The organism is Paenibacillus sp. CF095, from assembly GCF_900101225.1.
Lineage (GTDB): Bacteria > Bacillota > Bacilli > Paenibacillales > Paenibacillaceae > Paenibacillus.
This window is the reverse complement of sequence record NZ_FMZN01000001.1, coordinates 3,049,181-3,068,658: the sequence shown is the minus strand read 5'-3', so window position 1 is coordinate 3,068,658 and position 19,478 is coordinate 3,049,181. Positions and strand designations below refer to the sequence as shown.

General features: G+C 46.3%; 14 protein-coding genes and 1 tRNA gene. 9 read left to right on the top strand and 6 right to left on the bottom strand.

The window, feature by feature from the left end; all coding sequences use genetic code 11:
• The first annotated feature begins 112 nt into the window (after window positions 1–112).
• Window positions 113–197 (top strand) — tRNA-Leu (locus BLS69_RS13245).
• Window positions 198–342: 145 nt separating this feature from the next.
• Here BLS69_RS13245 and BLS69_RS13240 read toward each other — a convergent pair.
• On the bottom strand, window positions 343–2,037 hold the full coding sequence (locus tag BLS69_RS13240) for a glucuronoarabinoxylan endo-1,4-beta-xylanase XynC (protein ID WP_283945613.1): 1,695 nt from the start codon (window positions 2,035–2,037) through the stop codon (window positions 343–345).
• A 455-nt stretch (window positions 2,038–2,492) separates the two neighbouring features.
• Between BLS69_RS13240 and BLS69_RS13235 the strand changes: the two genes are divergently transcribed.
• Window positions 2,493–3,287 (top strand): divergent polysaccharide deacetylase family protein, encoded by a 795-nt coding sequence (locus tag BLS69_RS13235; protein ID WP_091035008.1) that lies wholly within the window; start codon window positions 2,493–2,495, stop codon window positions 3,285–3,287.
• Here BLS69_RS13235 and BLS69_RS13230 read toward each other — a convergent pair.
• The gene (locus BLS69_RS13230) at window positions 3,262–4,005 is read right to left on the bottom strand and encodes an N-acetylmuramoyl-L-alanine amidase family protein (RefSeq protein WP_091032163.1); all 744 of its coding nucleotides are present in this window, start codon (window positions 4,003–4,005) and stop codon (window positions 3,262–3,264) included. The two genes, BLS69_RS13235 and BLS69_RS13230, sit on opposite strands and share 26 nt — an antisense overlap.
• A 194-nt stretch (window positions 4,006–4,199) precedes the next feature.
• On the opposite strand from BLS69_RS13230, the gene BLS69_RS13225 reads away from it, so the two are divergent.
• A complete protein-coding gene (locus BLS69_RS13225) occupies window positions 4,200–4,418 on the top strand; it encodes a YqzE family protein (RefSeq protein WP_091032160.1) in 219 nt (72 codons plus the stop codon).
• Between the two features lie 346 nt (window positions 4,419–4,764).
• Here BLS69_RS13225 and BLS69_RS13220 read toward each other — a convergent pair whose 3' ends face one another.
• The 3 genes from BLS69_RS13220 to BLS69_RS13210 form a co-directional block, all read right to left on the bottom strand.
• Complete coding sequence (locus BLS69_RS13220; protein ID WP_091032157.1) at window positions 4,765–5,559, bottom strand: hypothetical protein; 795 nt, start codon at window positions 5,557–5,559, stop codon at window positions 4,765–4,767.
• A 153-nt stretch (window positions 5,560–5,712) separates the two neighbouring features.
• Complete coding sequence (locus tag BLS69_RS13215; protein WP_091032154.1) at window positions 5,713–6,906, bottom strand: YqhG family protein; 1,194 nt, start codon at window positions 6,904–6,906, stop codon at window positions 5,713–5,715.
• Window positions 6,907–6,909: 3 nt separating this feature from the next.
• The gene (locus BLS69_RS13210) at window positions 6,910–8,673 is read right to left on the bottom strand and encodes a DEAD/DEAH box helicase (RefSeq protein WP_091032151.1); all 1,764 of its coding nucleotides are present in this window, start codon (window positions 8,671–8,673) and stop codon (window positions 6,910–6,912) included.
• 564 nt (window positions 8,674–9,237) lie between these two features.
• Between BLS69_RS13210 and BLS69_RS13205 the strand changes: the two genes are divergently transcribed.
• On the top strand, window positions 9,238–11,841 hold the full coding sequence (locus BLS69_RS13205) for an adenosylcobalamin-dependent ribonucleoside-diphosphate reductase (RefSeq protein WP_091032148.1): 2,604 nt from the start codon (window positions 9,238–9,240) through the stop codon (window positions 11,839–11,841).
• Between the two features lie 82 nt (window positions 11,842–11,923).
• Here BLS69_RS13205 and catA read toward each other — a convergent pair whose 3' ends face one another.
• Window positions 11,924–12,571 (bottom strand): type A chloramphenicol O-acetyltransferase, encoded by a 648-nt coding sequence (gene catA, locus BLS69_RS13200; protein WP_091032146.1) that lies wholly within the window; start codon window positions 12,569–12,571, stop codon window positions 11,924–11,926.
• 230 nt (window positions 12,572–12,801) lie between these two features.
• Between catA and BLS69_RS13195 the strand changes: the two genes are divergently transcribed.
• The 5 genes from BLS69_RS13195 to BLS69_RS13175 all read left to right on the top strand — a co-directional run bounded on the left by BLS69_RS13195 (window position 12,802) and on the right by BLS69_RS13175 (window position 19,474).
• Window positions 12,802–13,362 (top strand): flavin reductase family protein, encoded by a 561-nt coding sequence (locus BLS69_RS13195; RefSeq protein ID WP_091032144.1) that lies wholly within the window; start codon window positions 12,802–12,804, stop codon window positions 13,360–13,362.
• Between the two features lie 574 nt (window positions 13,363–13,936).
• Window positions 13,937–16,030: an acyltransferase family protein gene (locus BLS69_RS13190; RefSeq protein WP_091032141.1), complete on the top strand. Its 2,094-nt coding sequence runs from the start codon at window positions 13,937–13,939 to the stop codon at window positions 16,028–16,030.
• Window positions 16,031–16,286: 256 nt separating this feature from the next.
• Window positions 16,287–17,600, top strand: a complete 1,314-nt coding sequence (locus tag BLS69_RS13185; RefSeq protein ID WP_091032139.1) for an extracellular solute-binding protein — start codon at window positions 16,287–16,289, stop codon at window positions 17,598–17,600.
• Window positions 17,601–17,701: 101 nt separating this feature from the next.
• Window positions 17,702–18,583, top strand: coding sequence for a carbohydrate ABC transporter permease (locus BLS69_RS13180; RefSeq protein ID WP_091032136.1), 882 nt, complete (start codon window positions 17,702–17,704; stop codon window positions 18,581–18,583).
• A gap of 36 nt (window positions 18,584–18,619) precedes the next feature.
• Entirely contained in the window at window positions 18,620–19,474 is an 855-nt protein-coding gene (locus tag BLS69_RS13175; RefSeq protein WP_164783106.1) for a carbohydrate ABC transporter permease, read from the top strand.
• Window positions 19,475–19,478: the final 4 nt, after the last annotated feature.

Sequence of the window (19,478 nt, the reverse complement as noted above, 5' to 3'; positions counted from 1 at the left end):
CGACATGGATGTCTGGTTCGGGCTTTATTGTTATTATTTTCAGTGTTGACATGATAGATTCCACATGATATATTATTTCTTGTCGCCGATATTGATGACGGAGATACAATATGCGGTCGTGGCGGAATTGGCAGACGCGCACGGTTCAGGTCCGTGTGGGCTAACCCCCCGTGGAGGTTCGAGTCCTCTCGACCGCATCTAAAAAAAGACTCCTTAAGCTAATGCTTAAGGAGTCTTTTTTTGCATTTTTTGATATAACACTAACTTTAGACTTGAGTATCCAAGAGGTTACTACTTAGCTGCTCTTACAGCAAATGGTCTTCCATCAGCCATATGGAACTTTTATTGCGCTGCGGTAACATTAATGCTGTCAATATTCGGTCCTTCCGATCCGGTGGTAACCACTTTCAATGTATTGGTCCCCGTGTTCATGGGGACCTGTATTGTTTTTTCAACCCAAGTGGACCAGCTTCCCGTAGCCGGAAAGGGTTCGTTGCTGATGACTTTGGTTCCGTTCACAAAAATGTCGAGGTTCCGTGTTCCACTTTCCAGCGCATAACGAAACTTTACGTTTTTGGTACCTGTTGTAGCGTTATTAATGCCGTTCCATTGAATGGCTGAACCAGTCATCGCATTAAAGTTAACATACCCGGAGCCAGTGTAACCGGGGTAGATTGTTTCAATGGCAGCTTCCGTAAGTGACGTTCCGGTCTCAGCTTCATACGTAGTGCCACTGCCTGTATTCCCGCCGCTATTTCCGCCAGTAATGTTGGCAACAAATGTTGTTACGCTCTGAGGCGGGAGCTGTGCCGTGAAGGCTCCATTGGATACGGTAAGCGGGGTTCCGCTTGCCAGGTTTCGACTGCTGTCCGTAATCCATGAGGACACAGTGGAGGCATTACCATTCTGCAGAACGAATTTTTGGCTTGTGGCTGAAGTTCCACGGTTAATCGCCACGACGACAACTTTGTTATCACCTTTGTAGGCTGAGACAAAGGTGTTCGTATCCGGATTTTTCGTTGCGTCGACTCGCAGGTAGCCTGGACGCACGAATTTGGAGAAATGAGCCATATTATATCCGCGTTTGCTTATGGTACCGTCCTCTTTCATCGGACCATACTGTCTGCGGATGTACCACCACACATAGGCCTGGAAATCACCTTCTACCATGGCATTGTGCATGTGATAGGAAACGTCCAGTGCTTCAGGCCAGCGGTCTGCTGAGTTGTTGTCACTATTCGGAACGTACACCTCAGTCATCCACAGTTCTTTACCGGCTCCTTTTTGCTTAAAGAGAGGGTAGGCAAAATTCGAAATCTGGGTTCCATACGTATGTGCTCCCAGTATGTCCATGTTGGCAAGTGCCTGCGGATCATTCAGGATTGGGTCGGATATATTCTTTAAATACTGGAAGGATTCAGGCGCCATGACTCTGGTACCTTGAATGGACCCGGCATTTTCTTTCATGAATCGAAGGATCTCTTGTGGAGTCCACCAGGTCCAGTCATGAGCATAATCCGGTTCATTTTGCACAGAAATGGCATACAGATCTACGCCGTTATTTTTCATGTAGGTTACAAAGTCGTTCAGATGTTGCGCATATGCGGCATATTTGTCGTATTTCAGACGTTTGGCATTGGTGTCCCCATTGCGGTTGAACGTTTCAACCATGCTGCTTGGAGGATTCCATGGGGATGCAAATACGATAGCCCCTTTTTCAATAGCCCGTTTGGCTGTGGCAACTTCACGATACCAGTTATTAGAATCCGGATCGACGTAGATCCTGAGAATTGAAAAGCCTAACTGATTCTGGTCATTACCAAAAGCAGTTTCACGTTGAGCGGGAGTCAGATCACCAATCCAGGCAGGAAGGTTAATGCCCCCAAAGCCCTTAATCAGTTGTTTTTCCGAGGACAAATTAATGTTGGCATCGCTGGCTGCTGACACATTTGTCGGGGTTAACATCAAAGGCAGGGCTGTTAAACAGGCCAAAAGAACATTAATCGTCTTTTTTAGTTTGAATTTCACTACTTTCATCCTCCTCGATAATGGTAAATGGTTACATAGATAAACCGCGACCAGGAATAACAAACAAGAATAGCGGATTGTCTTGCATTTATTTTATGTAAACCCTTTCAAAACCTCCTTCCATAAATCATAGGAAAGAAATGTAGCATATAAGCTCTTTCATTTGTTGATTCTACTAAATAATTCCTAAACTGAAAACCTGACAAATTACAGTATTTTTTCTAATTAATCTCTATTTTCCAACTGTACAATGACAGTTCTTGTCTGAATTGATAGGGAAAAACTGGAATAATGGGGATCTTCGCTTGAGATAGAGGTCTCCAATGGCTGGGGATGTTGTTATTAAGGAAGGCTTTGGCTTACATATTCCTCCCTTCATTATCAAACAATGAGATCACAGAAGTTACGGGGAGGGAATCTTGATGAAGGAACAGAGAAAGAATTATCGATTAATTGCAGGTATTATGGCATTTTTGATTGTGATTTACGCAGGCATATCCGTAGGAGGGCCAACAGCGGCAGCTTCAGAGTCCACATCGATTCACAAACGGTTAGCCATTATCATCGATGATGTTGGTAATGACATGAAGGGTACGGCAGAGATCCTGGCGATGCCAGTTAAACTAACGGTAGCGGTCATGCCTTTTTTGCCCACAACGAAGAAAGATGCGATAGCTGCACATGAAAAGGGGATGGATGTGATTGTGCACATGCCCATGGAACCCAAGAAAGGACGACCTGAATGGCTGGGCCCGGGTGCAATCACATCCAATCTAACAGATGAAGAAGTCCGTTCACGTGTGGAGAAAGCGATTGATGATGTGCCCCACGCAATTGGCATGAACAATCATATGGGTTCCAAAATTACTTCGGACAAACGCATCATGTCAATTGTGCTCGATGTATGCAAGGAGCGGGGCCTCTTCTTTGTAGACAGCCGTACGAACTTTCGCTCCGTGGTGGGGGAACTGGCCGTATCCAAAAATATGCCACCTGTAGGCAATGACATTTTCCTGGATGATCAAAACTCCAAGCCACACATTCGCAAGCAACTGGATCTGGCTGCTCAGCGTGCGATCGACAAGAATATCTGTGTTGTCATTGGTCATGTCGGTCATTCGGGGATGAACACATCCGCAGTAATTCGTGAATCCGTTTCCCGTCTCCAAAATCAGGTTCAATTTGTAGGAATCGGTGATCTGGTTCGAGAGGTGTGGCAATGGCATTCTGCTCCTACACTACCGACAGATAATAAATAATGCCATTGGCAATGGACTGGGCGATTCGTTTTTGCTCAGCGGGGTCATTCATTCTGGCTCGGTCTGCTGCATTGCTCAAAAATCCGGTTTCAACGATGACGGCAGGTTGCTTCACGTAATTCAATATATAAAAGGGCTTGCCCCATACGACCCCGTGCTCCGTTCCGTACAACTTGTTCATGGCGTCCTGAATGGATTGGGCCAGCAAATAACTCCTGCCTTCCTTCTGGTGCAGTACCACCGGGCCATGTGCATTCGATCGGGGACTCCAGTTCGCATGAATGCTGACCACGATATCAGTACTTACTTCTTCGCTAAGGCTTTTACGTTGGGCAAGATCTCTGGTATGACGGGAGCGGCTGTTCAGCCAGCGGTTCTCATCACTAAGTGCATAATCACCAAGTCGATTGATGATAACGGCATAACCTTTGCTGCGAAGCAGGAGATAGACCTTTTGGCTAATGGCCAGATTGATATCTTTTTCCAGCACACCTTGGGCTGAGGTACCACCGTCAATACCGCCATGGCCTACATCGAGCAGGATAACGGGTGCTGCAAAGGCATGATGACTTGAGCGATAAGCATCTCCATCGGTCACCGGCAGCATGGATGGACTGTTCTGGGACGGGGCTGCTTTTCCATAAGCGACATGGGGCAGCATGGGAAGGCAATGGAAGCTGATTAGCAAGGCTAACGAAGCGATCAGCAGCTTATACATGGGAATACACACTCCTTCATGAAATAGGTATCTAATGCAGATTAACGACTCGATGGATACCTTTGGCATTAGACTGTGCATTCTGAGAGTTTTCATACTTCTTTCAATAAAAAAATGTTTAACCAGTACACATCCTGCACACAATAGAATTATCGTAAGCTCCGCGAATGTGCAGGAGCGAAGGAGGCAGAATTATGGCCAAAAGTGATGAATTGGTAAAATACATTACGCAGCGTGTTGTTCATTATATTGATACGCCGAAGGAAGAGCGGAAAGGTCGCACCAAAAGGAAAGAGCCGTGGGCGATGAAGTGGTTTGGTATGATCCCTTTCGCTGTATCCCTGTGGGTGGGGAAAAAGGAAAAAGAATTCGATACACAGTCCCATAAACGAAGTTCTTCGGGTAAAGGGTGACTATCGCTTACCTATTTCACTAATGTAAAACCAAAAGACGCAATCCCTTAATAAAATGGGAAGGCGTCTTATTTGTTGTGGATGTTTATAGATGTACAGGTTATCTGATTGTATCTTAAGAATTTGCTGATGATCAAGGATTTACGATGTAAAAATGGCCATCTTGCTGTAATGTGCTCAAAGGTACAAAGCGTTGAATGGATGATTTTCCACCTAGCGCTACATATAGAATGGATTCTGTTTCCTGATCTGTATGCCACAGCTGATAACCGCTAACGGGTAGAGGACCGCTGTATACGACGTTACGATCACCCGCTGAGAAAACAATCTCTTGATTCTCTCCGTGTTATATCACATCTTGTGCCCGGTCGGCAGCAACAGGCTTGGCGGTAATCCACAACAGATTGTCAGCCGGATTGAAGACTGGTCGGGGATGAAGTGGATCAACTGATAAAGCTGGTATTGTGGACAAATCAGTTATGCTGGCAGAGGTCTGTTTGGAATCAGCCTCCAGCAGGTTCAGGAACTCTGAAGGTAGTATATCTCCGTTCGTAGCATCAATATAAAGTGCAGGATGGTTAGGTTGTTCCACTTTCCAATAAGCAAGCAGGGGAAGAGCATAACCAAGATGAAGCTCTCCTCCACCAGCAAGTAATGCCTCAAGGTTCACATGTTGTCGATCCAAAGCTTGTCCAAGAAGTTCATTGTTATATGGTGACTGTTCTCCATGACCATATTCACTAAGCATCAACTGACCCTGCTCTGTGACTGTAATAATCATATATCCGATAGGTTTGCCTTCAAACTCAGCTTGCACGAGCCAGCTATGTGTACCCGGCCCCAGAGGGTAGAAGGCCAGATCGGCATTCTTCCAATGTGCTTCGGCGGTACCTTTACCAAGTGTAATAGCTTGTTGCTCTGCAAACCGTTGTACAGCAGCGGGAGCTAGCTTTTCATTCTGAATGACATGATGTTCGGGACTATATTCTGTAGATGATACGGGAGATAGTGAAGACGTTTTTTGTTCCTCTGCATTGGCTATCGACCAGAAAGAGAATAGGGCAAGACAACTGAGCAAGCCCAAGGTCATATAGGTTGTTTTTCGAGCGTTGTTCCAACATGTATGAAAGAATCGTTTCAAATTTACACCTACTTTTCATTTATCCGTTACCTGAGCGGGTCCTAGTTTCATTCTAGGGGACAGGCTATGCAAAGGTTGCCGCAACCTGTCGGGCAGCCAATCATGAATAAACACTACTTTTGCCAGCATTTGCAGGAAAAGTAGTGTCTTCGTCTATCTTAAGTGAAACATGCCGCTGCTAATGGCAGTCACTTTCACTTTGGGTTCATATTGCCAGATCATCTCGGTCCGGCGTGTCTCATACTGCAGTTTCATAGCTTCACGATCTATTACCGCCTGTTTTGCTTTCTCTTCTTCGGCATCTGTCTCGGAGTCGATCGGTACTGTGGCTTCTGCCGCCAGTTCTACATCTGCTCCAATGGGTTTAGCGTTAGTTATATCCAGAACTTTTTTCAGTGGTGCAGGTGGCGTGCGGTCAGATTGGACATTCTCCGTGTCTGAGGTTATGTTACCTGGTGATTCTACCTCAGGCGTATCTTCTCGGAGTACCGCTTCATAGTAGGTGTCCAACACGTCCAGCTCCAGATCAAGCCGCTCTTGGGCTTTCTCTGCCCAGCTATAATCGAGTTCCAGCAAGCGATTTGTCAAATGAGATTCCAAAGCAGCTCCGGCATCAAGTAACGAAACTTTAGCTGTCTGTACATGCATGTTCTCCGCAAGTCTCGGACTGAGATCACGTCGGTTCAGCTTGGTGCCGAATTTTTCTATAATTTCACCCGAGCGAAGGGAGATGCCGAGAAAATGCAATTCCTCCCGTTTCAAATCACAGGCGAATTCCACCTTGAAACACACACCAAGCCAAGGCTCATATACGGCTGGCGCTGTAGCGCGCAATTGCCGTTTGGCAGCCTGTTCGAACAGGTTTACGAAGGCACCGCCTTCACGGGCAGCGCCGAAAATCTGCTGCAGTCTGCGACTGCCGTACACCACTTCTTCACGTAATATTCGTCCTGGCCCCAGCTGTGGCAGCGATGGCGTAATACCGAAGTAACGGCCTAGAATAGTTTCTTTTGGTGGCTCGACTTGAGGACTGCCGTTGGCTACGCGATTCGTTCCATCAGGGTTAGTTACAACAGGAGGTGATGCTTGCGCAACTTTGGCTTCTGCTGCTTCAATGGCCTGCTGATAACTGTCAGGATCAAATATAAATGTAAAGGACATCGTCTCAGCGGGTGCTCCGGTTCGTTCCACGAACCCCCAATAATAGGGACGATTGGTCAACGCTTTGTCCGCCTCAGGCGAGAGTTTGACTGTAACATGGGCAGGGGAACGCTCCATAATCTGACAATCAAGTGCTTCCAGATAGGTGAGAACATAAGCCTGCACTTCATGGGGAGACATCGTCATGAGTTAGCTACCTCCTTTGCGAAGATCTAACAACCCGGATACGGCAGGGTCTTCATCGGCAACCTCGCGTTGAATGGAGTTCAGCGATTGTCCAAGTGAGTCCATTTTACGGCGAATATCTTCATCAGTTTGTGATTCCAACATGATTTTGTACAAACTTTTCTCAATAGATTCCTTCTTCTCCAGCCGTTCCAGAATGACATCCAGCCCGCCGATCACCATCTCAAACATATTGATCTTCTCATGCAGCAGATTCAGAATATGTTCCTCAATCGTTCCAGTCGTGGATAGGTTGAAAATGTTCACGTCATTTTGCTGTCCTAGCCGGTGTACCCGACCGATCCGCTGCTCTACCCGCATAGGGTTCCAAGGCAGATCAAAGTTGATCATATGATGGCAAAATTGCAAATTGATGCCTTCACCACCTGCTTCGGTTGCAATCATGGCCTGCACACGCCCACGGAAGAGATCCATCATCCAGTCTTTTTTGCCTCGATTCATGCCACCCCGATAGGGTACCGCCGTAAGCCCGTTGTTGCGGAAATAGTTTAGCAGATACTCCTGCGTGGCCCGGTATTCGGTGAAGATAATGACTTTTTCATTCATGTTCCGAATCAGTTCCATTGTTTTCTCGGCTTTGGTATTTTCCTTGATCGCTTTAATATGGGCAACGAGTTCCCAAATCTTGTCCCGAAGGGGAGAGTCCAGCGGAAGTTTCTTCGACAGATTAACCAGCGTCACGAATACAGCATCCCGACTGCTGCACACTTCACGCTGCAATGTAACAAGGGAGAGCATGCTGCTCAGATTGCCGCCAGCTTCCTGGTACTGGTCTTTAACAAAGGAAGTCACACCATCATAAAGCGCTTGTTCTTCAGGCGATAATTGCAGATTCACGTTGGAGACGTTCCGTTTGGTAAATTGAACGGGGCCTTCGCCGCGACGGTTACGAATCATGACTTTGGATAACTCGTTCTTAAGCTGTTCCTGATTTTTTGGTACCCGTTTGTCTACAACAAAGTTGGCCGCAAAGTCACCCTGACGACCCAGTTGACCGGGCTTCAGCAGGTTGATCAGATTGAACAATTCACTCATATCGTTCTGCACAGGTGTAGCTGTGAGCAGCAGACAATACTTTTTGCGCAATTTCAGCATGAATTGATAGTTGGTTGTTTTCTTGTTTTTGAGCTTATGTGCCTCGTCAATAATAATCATGTCGTAATCAGTATTCAGCAGCATATCTTTATGCGGGTCCCGTTTGGCTGTATCCATGGAAGCAACAACCACTTCATTCTGCCAGGAATAGGCCTTTTTCTGGGCAATCGCAGGGATGCCAAATTTCGAATTCAACTCCCGTACCCATTGCAGCACAAGAGATGCTGGCACGAGAATGAGTACCTTGGATACGAGACCTCGAACCATATATTCTTTCAGAATGAGACCGGCTTCAATGGTTTTGCCAAGACCCACCTCATCGGCGAGAATGGCCCGGCCTGACATTTCAAATAATACTCTGCGTGCAGTGTCCATCTGGTGAGGAAGTGGAGTAAGGCCTTGTAGATGTTTCAAACACTGGATCTCGTCAAAATTGGGAATCAGGTTGGTCTCTTCGGCTTGAATGCCCAGTTGGAAGAGTCGATAATCCCCCCAAGGACCTCCTTTATCCAGTCGTGATTCTAATTGATTAATCCAGCTTCGATCAAATTCCAACGGAACGGGCAGTTCGGCTACTGGTTGATTCATGTGGTGCGGGTTTTTCCGGTTCATTGTGCTTCCTCCCCTGCCATACGTGATGACGTTTTATTCGTAGGTAATAGTATGGACGAATGAGAGTCAGTTCATAACTATACAAGTTGAACTACAGTTTATTTGCACGAACACTACGATGACAGAACAACCTTCCAATCGCTGTTATCCCCAGATTTCTTTGATTCCCTTTTCTGGAGGGGAAATCCGGGGATAGCGTATGCTTTCGATGCAGCTTTCTTTCAGAAAGCTTTTAGGCGAACGCTTCGCTTTTTCAGGTTTTTTCTGTCCTCTCCGTTGACGTGCAAATGATTAGTTTAACTTATATTGAACCCAGAAATTTAGTGAAGGCACATGTTTTTTCTGTGCCAAAAAATTCACAGATGTCGTATTCATGCGTATGAGGGTGTGTGAAGAAGCTTGTCCGAGTATGGGGAGTCTATGAAGATGGACTATGATAAAAGTCGCATGGAAAATCAATATATGGTGTAATATACTGGTTTTGTATCACTATATGTGGTGTTTTATCATAGTTTACTCTTATAGTGAAAATGGAGCTTTATACCGGGGAGGTTGAATGTAGCGATGAAATCAAACCAACGATCGCATCAATTAGAAGGACTTAGCGAAAAAATATTTCTGGACCGATACGCCTGGAAGGACGCTGATTCGAATCATGCCAAGGTCGGAGATGTGGTATTGGTATTAACGAAGGATGATCCCAAGTTCCCAACCAAGGAAGTGGGCGAAATCATAGAACGACAGGGCCAGCTTGTACAAGTAAGGACTCGAAGCGGAGAGATCCTCGAGACAAACGTGGAGAAACTGACACTTAATATAGAAAAAACACCGGAAGAGATGTGGGACCGTCTTGCCAAAGCCATGGCTTCTGTCGAATCCACAGCGGATCAGCGGGCAACGTGGGAGTCCAAGTTCCGCTCCGTATTGGAAGATTGGAAGTTAGTACCCGGAGGCCGCATTGCTGCGGGCGCGGGGGCAAGCGATGAGCTGACACTTTTCAATTGTTATGTCATTCCGTCTCCGCAGGACAGTCGGGGTGGCATCATGAAGACCTTGACCGAGATGACGGAAATTATGGCACGTGGGGGAGGCGTTGGGATTAATTTGTCCTCTTTGCGTCCTCGCCGAGCGGTGGTCAAAGGGGTCAACGGATCATCCAGCGGTTCCGTATCGTGGGGCGGACTATTCAGTTATACGACGGGACTGATTGAACAGGGCGGAAGCCGCCGGGGTGCGCTTATGCTGATGATGAATGACTGGCATCCGGATGTGCTTGATTTTATTACCGTGAAACAAACGATGGGGCAGGTGACCAATGCCAATCTGTCGGTATGTGTGAGCAACGCATTTATGGAGGCTGTCAAGCAGGACGGAGATTGGGATTTGGTTTTCCCCGATACGAACGATCCGGACTACGACACCGAGTGGAACGGGGATATGCAGCAATGGAAAGCCGCAGGTCATTCGGTGGTGCACTATCGTACACTGAAGGCTCGCGAAATCTGGCATACCATTATTGAATCAGCTTGGAAATCGGCAGAGCCTGGTGTGGTATTCATGGAGTACTATAACCAGATGTCCAACAGCTGGTACTTCAATCCGATTATCTGTACTAATCCTTGCGCGGAACAGGGTCTGCCTGCCTGGGGTGTATGTAATCTGTCAGCGATCAATCTGTCCAAATTCTACGATGAAACAAATCATGATGTGGCATGGGATGAACTGGCGGAAACCACTCGCATCTCGGCTAGATTTTTGGACAATGTCATCGATGCAACACCATATCATTTTGAGGAAAATAGATTGAATCAGCAGCGTGAACGCCGGGTTGGACTTGGCACAATGGGACTGGCAGAGCTGATGATTAAGCTGCGTATACGATATGGCAGTCCTGAATCTCTTGTTTTTCTGGATAAACTGTATGGGTTCATGGCAAAGGAGGCCTACCTGGCATCGGCAGAGATTGCAGCAGAGAAGGGTGCTTTCCCAGCATTTGAAGCTGAACCGTACTTACAGAGTGGATTTATGAAAAACATGGTTGCGACCTATCCTGAAGTGGGAGAGGCCATTCGTAAACAGGGCATTCGAAATGTCACACTGATCACACAGGCGCCAACGGGCAGTACAGGTACGATGGTGGGCACATCAACAGGTATTGAGCCGTATTTTGCCTTCAAGTATTTCCGTCAAAGCCGTCTAGGTTATGATGAACAGTTCGTACCGATTGCACAAGATTGGCTGGATGAACATCCAGGTGAAGTTTTACCAGATTATTATGTGACGGCGATGGATCTGTCGGCTGAGAATCATATTCGGGTGCAGGCTGCGATCCAGCAATGGGTGGATAGTTCGATCTCGAAGACGGCCAACTGTCCGGCTGATTTTACAGTGGAGGATACGGCTGAGCTGTACGAACTGGCCTTCGACCTAGGCTGCAAGGGAGTAACGATATACCGCGACGGCAGCAGGGATGTGCAGGTGTTGTCCACGTCGAAGAAGGAAGAGAACAAGACCGAAGATCAGAACACGGCGCAAGCTGAAGAGAAGCAAGGGCAGGCAGGTATTGAAGCTTTCAGTAGCGAGGTTGATGTTGAAACCCATGTTTCAGTTGAAGTCCCTTCCTCTTCTACACTGCTGGATAAACAATACAGAAGCCGTCCTCAAGTACTGCACGGTGCGACATACAAAATCAATACGCCATTTGGTATGGCTTACATTACGATCAATGATCTGGAGGGAACGCCGGGTGAGATCTTCCTGAACGTGGGCAAAGCGGGATCGGACGTGTTTGCCATGGCTGAGGCACTCGGTCGAGTGTGCTCTCTGTTCCTTCGATACGGAGATCATGGGCACAAGGTTGAACTGTTGATCAAACATCTCAAGGGAATCGGTGGTTCGGGTGCGATTGGCTTCGGGGCCAACCGAGTGGAATCGATTGCTGATGCAGTCGCCAAAGCATTGGAAAGTCATGTACAGAGCGATGTGCAGGAGAACGAAACTGGAGCATTACAAGAACAGAATCAAGTGGAGAACACGTATCCAAAAGTGGAAGATCAGAAAACCTTTAGCGAATCGAGAGATTTATGTCCTTCATGCGGCTCGGCATCCCTGATGAATGTGGAAGGATGCAAAACATGCAGCAGCTGTGGATACAGTAAATGCAATTAAATATCTCTTGAAAAAAAGAGAAAAAGAAAGGCATTCCTGACTCCATCATGAAGTCAGGAATGCCTTTTTGTCATTTAGCTAATTAACACCAATCCTGGCATCGATCTGCAAGTGATTGCAATTCATTAAATAAAACGCCAGCATGGTAGCCGTCGCACACGGCGTGATGTAACTGAACAGACAAGGGAAGATAAACTTTATCGTTCTGTTGAACATATTTCCCCATCGTGAAAATAGGCAACAAGTAGGTTCCCTCATTGTAAATATTCAGATTAAATCCCGTAAAGTTCACCCAAGGAATACTGGAAACGGGAAAAGTATTTGGCGGTTCATTGGGTTTGGCAACAAATTGTTTGTGATCTTTGTAATTCTTCATATCTTCCAGATAACGATTGTGGAACGTCTCGAAATCTTCATGGAATGCTGTCCAGATCGTTGAGAAACTCTTGTCGTCCTCATGAAAAATCGTATAACTCGGAGACATTTTGTCCCAATAGCCCAATTTCCCCTCGGCATCAAAACAAGTTCGAAATTGTCTGTGTGCATTGACAACCGTAGAGATCATATAGATAAGAGCAGGATAGAATTTCAATCCTTTAAGCTTGAGTTCGGTACTCAATAGAGTGATATCCAGATTAGCAGTTATGCTGTAGGTACATCTGACCTGATTCAAGTAGTGGTCAAAGTATGGCTTTCGATCCCACTGATCTAACACGATTGAATTAAACATAAGTTATAACCTCCTAAATTTGAATAATGCCTTCATTTAGGAGGTATATTTGACTGATTTGACCATATCCTATCACATTCCCAGTATCGTATTTTAGAAATTGACCATCTCAGTATAACATGATACTGAATGTGTCGCTTATAGCGAAATCCTCTGCAAAACGCTTTTTCAACCTGCTTCTTTACTTTATAATTAAAATTGTCTTTATAACGAAGAAGAGAGGGGATTAGATGCGTCAGCCGATAGAAGAACCCATATTTTATTCTTATCCTGGAATGGTAGCGGTGGTGACTTCACGTCATGAGGGAGTCCAGAATGTGATGGCGTCCGGATGGCATACATACATCGGATCATCACCAGGCGTATATGGCATCTCCCTTCGTAAGGAAACATACTCCTATGAACTCATTGAGAAGAGCGGCGTATTCGGTGTTCATTTCCTACCAGGTCATCGATCGGAGTGGATTCAAGCTGCAGGAACGTTCAGTGGAAGAGATACGGATAAATTCACAAAATTCGGCATTCCATATGAGGAAGGAATCAAGGTAAGTGTACCCATTTTGACAGACGCTTATTTTGCTTATGAATGCAAGGTTATGGAGATTACGACATATGGTGACCATGAATGGATTGCAGGTGAAGTGTTGCAGCGATATCAGGATCAGAAGTATTTTCTGGAGAATGGAATGGTTGATCTGGAGAAGTTGCAAATCCCAATGTACACAGGGCGTTCAACATACCGGATCATGGATGCGAGGACAGAAGAAAAGATTCACCCGTTCCACCTCTAGGGTCCTAGGCAAGAAGAAGCAATTATGAGCAAAACTTTCAATCCGGTCTGACATAGGTTTATAATGGATATTGGCTGCTGAGCAAGTCGGCAGCCTTTTGTTATGAATTCAATTGTTTCAATCGTTGTGTGCGTGGGTATGCTGGTTTGCGCAAGCGGGACAGGTAATTTTAGCCACTCGATGAAAAGTACTATATTTAACGACAAAATTAGAGTATGATTTTACAGCTATATGAGCTGGCAGGAAAGGTTACATCGGTTTAATCGTTTGTAACTATTCCTGTAAAGTATGAGGCTTATTTCGGGCGTATAATGCTAAACGTGAACTCACGAATGAATATAAAGAATATTTTAATGATTAAACTTAATGGACAGGCAATTCGTCTTCTTTAAGATTATAGAATTCACACAGAATGTAGCATCATCGGATAGTGCTTCAAACAGAAGCTTTTCTTATGTTGTAAATGAAAGATGGAAGGTGCAATACGTATGTTAATGACAACCAGAACGATCAGGAGTTCCTTTATGCCCCCAACACCGATGTTGTTGACCCACAGTAATAAGGAGGGGCATGCATGTCACAATCGTTAAATCGTAAGAGACATATGAACGGACTTGACGGCTTGCGAGCCATCGCTGTAATTGCGGTAATCGCGTATCATCTGAATTTGGATTTTATTCCGGGCGGACTGCTCGGTGTAGGGATATTCTTTGTTCTCTCGGGATATTTAATTACAGATATTCTCGTGTCACAGTGGCAGGAACATGGACGCATTTCACTCGGTGATTTCTGGGTAAGACGGGTAAGGCGTTTGCTTCCAGGCATGCTGACCATGACAGCTGTGGTGATGATCTGGTTGGCCTGTACAGACCCATCCCGGCTCGCTGCGCTTCGTGGTGATATCGTTTCGGGTGTATTATACATAAGCAATTGGTGGTATATCTTTCACAACGTTTCCTATTTCGAAAGTTTTGGCCCTCCATCACCGTTTGGCCATTTCTGGTCGCTGGCTGTGGAAGAGCAATTTTATCTGATATGGCCTCTTCTACTGATCGCTGCAATCGTAGTGTTCAAAAGAAAGGGATGGCTGGTCGTCTTCATTGTTGTCGCAGCTGAATTGTCTACTGGTGCAATGGCCATCATGTATAATCCAGATTTGGACCCGAGCCGTGTATATTATGGAACAGACACGCGGGCATTCGCACTGCTTGCTGGTGCTGCTCTTGCCGTGGTATGGCCTAGTCGTAAGCTGTCGAGCTCTCTGCCTGGCATGAACCGGCTTGTGCTCGATGTGTCGGGACTTGCTGCGCTTGCTTTATTAATCTACATGATGCTGAATAGCAGTGAATATGATCCGTTTCTGTATCAAGGGGGCATGGTGCTTCAGGCTATTGCAACAACGTTGCTGGTAGCGGTGTTGGCTCACCCATCGTCTTTCCTAGGACGTATCATTGGAGCGAAGCCACTACGCTGGATCGGAGAGCGATCCTACGGATTATATCTGTGGCATTATCCTGTCATTATGTTAACCAATCCCGCGGTGGATACGGGAGGAACACATCCTGTACGAATCATTTTACAGGTTGCTGGAACGGTTGTACTGGCTTCATGGTCTCTTAAATATATTGAAAATCCGATTCGGTACAACGGATTCCGTGATTCTTGGTCCCGATTATGGGGAAGAGGGCGGTCATCGATCGGTATACGTAACGTATGGTGGAAGCGGGCAGGTCTGTTGATGACGATTCTGCTGTTGTCCTATACGGTATCTCAGATGATGGTCTCACATGCAGCGAACTCCGACTCCCATTCGGTATCGATGTCCAACACATTGAATGGAGAGAATTCCGTGGCGGAGGAACAGGGACAGGATGTGTTGCCAGCTATTACAGGAACGTCAGGCTCTGGCCAAAAGAACGATGCTCATACCCATAAACCGGAAGCAGGAACGAAAGATGATCCGGGGAAAAATGAGAAGCCAACAGGAGAGTCTGCTCCAGACTCAAAACCTGACGACCAAGACAATTCAGTGAATCCTGGCAAGGACGATCAGTCTGAAGATAAGCCGGCCGATGACTCCGTGACTAACGAGAATGATACACCAGATGATGCTGGAGCGAATCAATCCGATAATACGGATCATACGGATGATGCACCTGATTCATCTCAGGACAATGAAGAAACGGCTCCTCCTGCCCAGGATGGCAAGGTTCATTATACCGTCATTGGAGATTCGGTGATTTTGGATGCAAAACCGTATCTGGAGCAAAGTATATCGGGAGTGTATGTGGACGGACATGTCGGTCGTCAGATGTGGCAGGCAGGTGATGTATTGGAAGGTCTGAAACAAAACAACCAAATGGGCAGCAAAGTGGTGCTGGAGCTCGGGACGAATGGTTCCTTTAACTCCAAAAACTTGAATGCTGTGCTTGATTATCTCAAGGATGAGGATCGGGTATATCTGGTTACTGTGCGCGTACCTCGTCCGTGGGAACGAACGGTGAACAGGGCTTTGAATGAGGCAGCATCCAAATACAGCAATGTCTCGTTGATTGACTGGAACAGTGCAAGTGAGGGACATGACGAATATTTTGAAAAAGACGGCGTACATCTCACTACGCAAGGATCCGAAGCTTTTGCAGAACTGGTGAAAAACAGTATCCAATAATACGCAATCATATTTAATACGATTTAGCACTTATTCATTATATATAGCCTGGGGTGAAGCTACCGACGGCTGCAACAAGAAAGAGCTCTCATTGTGAGGGCTCTTTTTATATGTTAGGGACAATTAGTCAGCAAAGTGAATTCCAAACAGGGAAACCGATATTTTTCACCCCTGCATCCGTGGATCGTCACCTTACGGTATGATAGCGTTAACATTTACAATAAGTGTATTCAAATCGCCGAGGGGGAATATAGAGATGTTGAAAAAATGGCTTTCGGGTTTCCTGGCAATAACATTGTTCTCCATTATTCTGGCTGGCTGTGCTGGCGGGGACACTTCAGAAGGAGGCAGCGGCAATGACAAAGTAACCGTCACACTCTGGCACAACTGGACCGGACAGGATGCAAAGGCGGTTGCGATGCGCAAAATTATTGAAGATTTCCGCGCGGCGCATCCAGATATTGAAGTTGTGGATGAAGGCTTGCCAACAGATGGTCTCAAAACCCGGCTTCGTACGGTGGCAGCTGCCAACGAGATGCCAGACCTGTTCGTGATGTGGCCGGATGCCATGACTAAGGAATTTGTAAAAGGGGATCTGTTACAACCCATTAATACAGAGCTGGACGCAAAGCCAGAGTGGAAAGATAACTTTATCCCCAATGCATTGGACGGATACACCGTAGACGGGAATATCTACTCCGTGCCCATGAATCTGGCGCCGAGTTCCTTCATTTATTACAATGAAGCTTTGTTCAAACAGTACAACGTAAAAGTGCCTGAGACCTGGGCGGAACTGGAACAAGCGATTGCTACTTTTAATCAAAATAAAGTTATTCCCATGGCACTTGGCAACAAAGCCAACTGGGTAGCTCAATCAACGATATTCAGTACACTGGCTGATCGGATTACCGGTACGGACTGGTTCCTGAAAGCGGCAGCACAAGAGGGTGCAAGCTTTACCGATCCGCAATTTATTGAAGCCTTGAACAAGATGCAGGAGCTTGGCAACACCAAGGCATTCCAAGATGGATTCAACAGTATCGATGAGACACAGATGATGCAGCTTTATTTCCAAGGTAAGGCAGCGATGGTCATGAACGGCGGATGGGCCTTGGCAAATCTGGTGAACAATGCACCTGAAGAGGTGCTGAACAACACACATATTACGATTCTTCCTCCAGTGGACGGAGGTCAGGGTGAACCAAGAACAACATCCGGTGTAGTAGGAACCGGGTTGGGTGTAAGTAAAAAGCTGAGCGGTGCACAAAAAGAGGCAGCGATGGAGCTGTTCTACGCGCTGGCAGGACCTGATGGTCAGAAGGCCACATTGGATAGCAGCACATTGGTGAGTTACAAGATTGATCTGGACAAAACCAAAGCACATCCATTGTTCGTAAAATTATATGATCTGATGCAGGAAGTGAAGATCACGCCAGTATACGATTCCAAGCTGGGGTCGGCAACGGTTGAGGTTATTAATAATGCATTGCAAGAGTTGCTTATGGGTGGCAAGGCCGAAGACATTGCGGCTAAAATTCAGGCGGCTCAAGCCAATGCAGTTAGTCAGTAAGCATTCGTTAAAACCCCTTCCCGGCAGGGGAGGGGTTTTAAGTATGAATGGGATAGTCAGTTGCAAGTTGGTAAAGGAATTTATCGAAGGGAAGTGAACAGATGAACGCACTGCGCAGTCGGCGTTTTATTATGCTGGGGTTGGCCCCGGCAGTCATCATTTATGCATTGTTTGTATTTGTACCGGTCGTGTGGTCGGCATACTACGGTTTCTTCAACTGGTCCGGCATCGGCGCATCCAAATATATTGGTGTGGATAATTACGTGGAGATCTGGCATGATCCTGTATTTTGGCGGGCGCTGAAAAATAACGTTATTTTTGTGTTGGCGTCGGTATTTGGACAAATTCCGTTAGCGCTTATGCTGGCGGTCATCTTACACAAAAGCAATCCATTACAGCGGTTTCTGCGCTCAGCCGTATTTCTGCCGATGGTGTTATCCACTGTAGTTATTGGTATGATCTGGCAGTATATCTATCATCCGCAGATCGGGATATTGAACTTTCTGCTGGACGCACTGGGGCTTGAAAGTTGGAAGCTGCAATGGCTTTCCGATGACAAGATTGCCATTTTCTCATTGGTACCGCCGCTGCTCTGGAGCTTTGTCGGGTTGTATCTAATTATCTTCATCTCGGCGTTGCAGAATATTCCCGGCGAGATTCATGATGCTGCCAAAATAGACGGGGCTTCAGGAATCCGGAAGCTGGTATCCGTCTCTCTGCCCATGATCTGGGGTACGGTTCAGGTAGCGATCATTCTATGTATTTCGGGTAGTCTGAAATCATTCGATCTGGTCTACATCATGACCAAGGGTGGTCCGGCACATGCGACGGAACTGCTTGCAACGTATATGTACAATTCCACCTTTACAACATACCGATATGGTTTTGGTAGTGCGATCTCAACAACCATCGTACTGATCTCCCTGCTGCTGATCGGAACAAGCCAGTGGTTAACCAGTCGCAAACGAAAAGAGAATCAATAGAGAGGAGGAGTTATCATGCGCGTGACACCTGTATCCATGCCATCACCACGAAGCAGCTCGGGCCATCCGATTCGCCGCCTACGTAGCGGAATTGTTTGGACGCTGCTAACGGTCTATGGTATTTTAACATTGTATCCGTTCTACTGGCTCGTGATTAGTGCATTCAAAACAAATGAAGATTTCTATAGCAGGCCCTTTGGACTGCCGGAAAACTGGAATGTTGCCAATTTCAGCAATGCATGGGAAAGCTCCAGGCTGGGGACCGCTTTTGGCAATTCACTAATCGTATCGGTGGGGTCACTTATTCTAACGCTGTTTATTGCAGCGCTGGCTTCATTCATCCTGGCTCGTTTCCAGTTTCGCTGGAAAGGGTTAATAATGACCTTCTTTGTTGTTGGTATGCTCATTCCGATCCATAGTACACTTGTTCCCTTATTTATTTTAATGAAACAGATGTCTTTGCTAAATACGTACTGGGCCTTAATATTACCTTATACGGCTTTTGCTTTGCCTACGGCAATTTTTGTGCTTACTGCTTATCTGACAAGTGTTCCACGTGATATTGAAGAGGCAGCTTTTATTGATGGAACAGGACTTTGGGGGCTGTTTACCCGGATCATGTTACCGATGTCCGTCCCAGCGTTGTCTACGGTTACGATCCTAAGTTTCTTGCATGCATGGAATGACTTTTCATTTGCGCTTGTGTTCATCAACAAAACCGGATTGAAAACGTTACCGCTGGCCATTGCGAACTTTGCGGATGGGTATCAAACCGATTACGGCTTAACGCTTGCTGCCATGACCCTGTCGGTCATTCCAACCATTATCTTGTATCTCATATTCCAGGAACAGGTTATGAAAGGCATGACAGCAGGAGCTGTCAAAGGATAAGCGA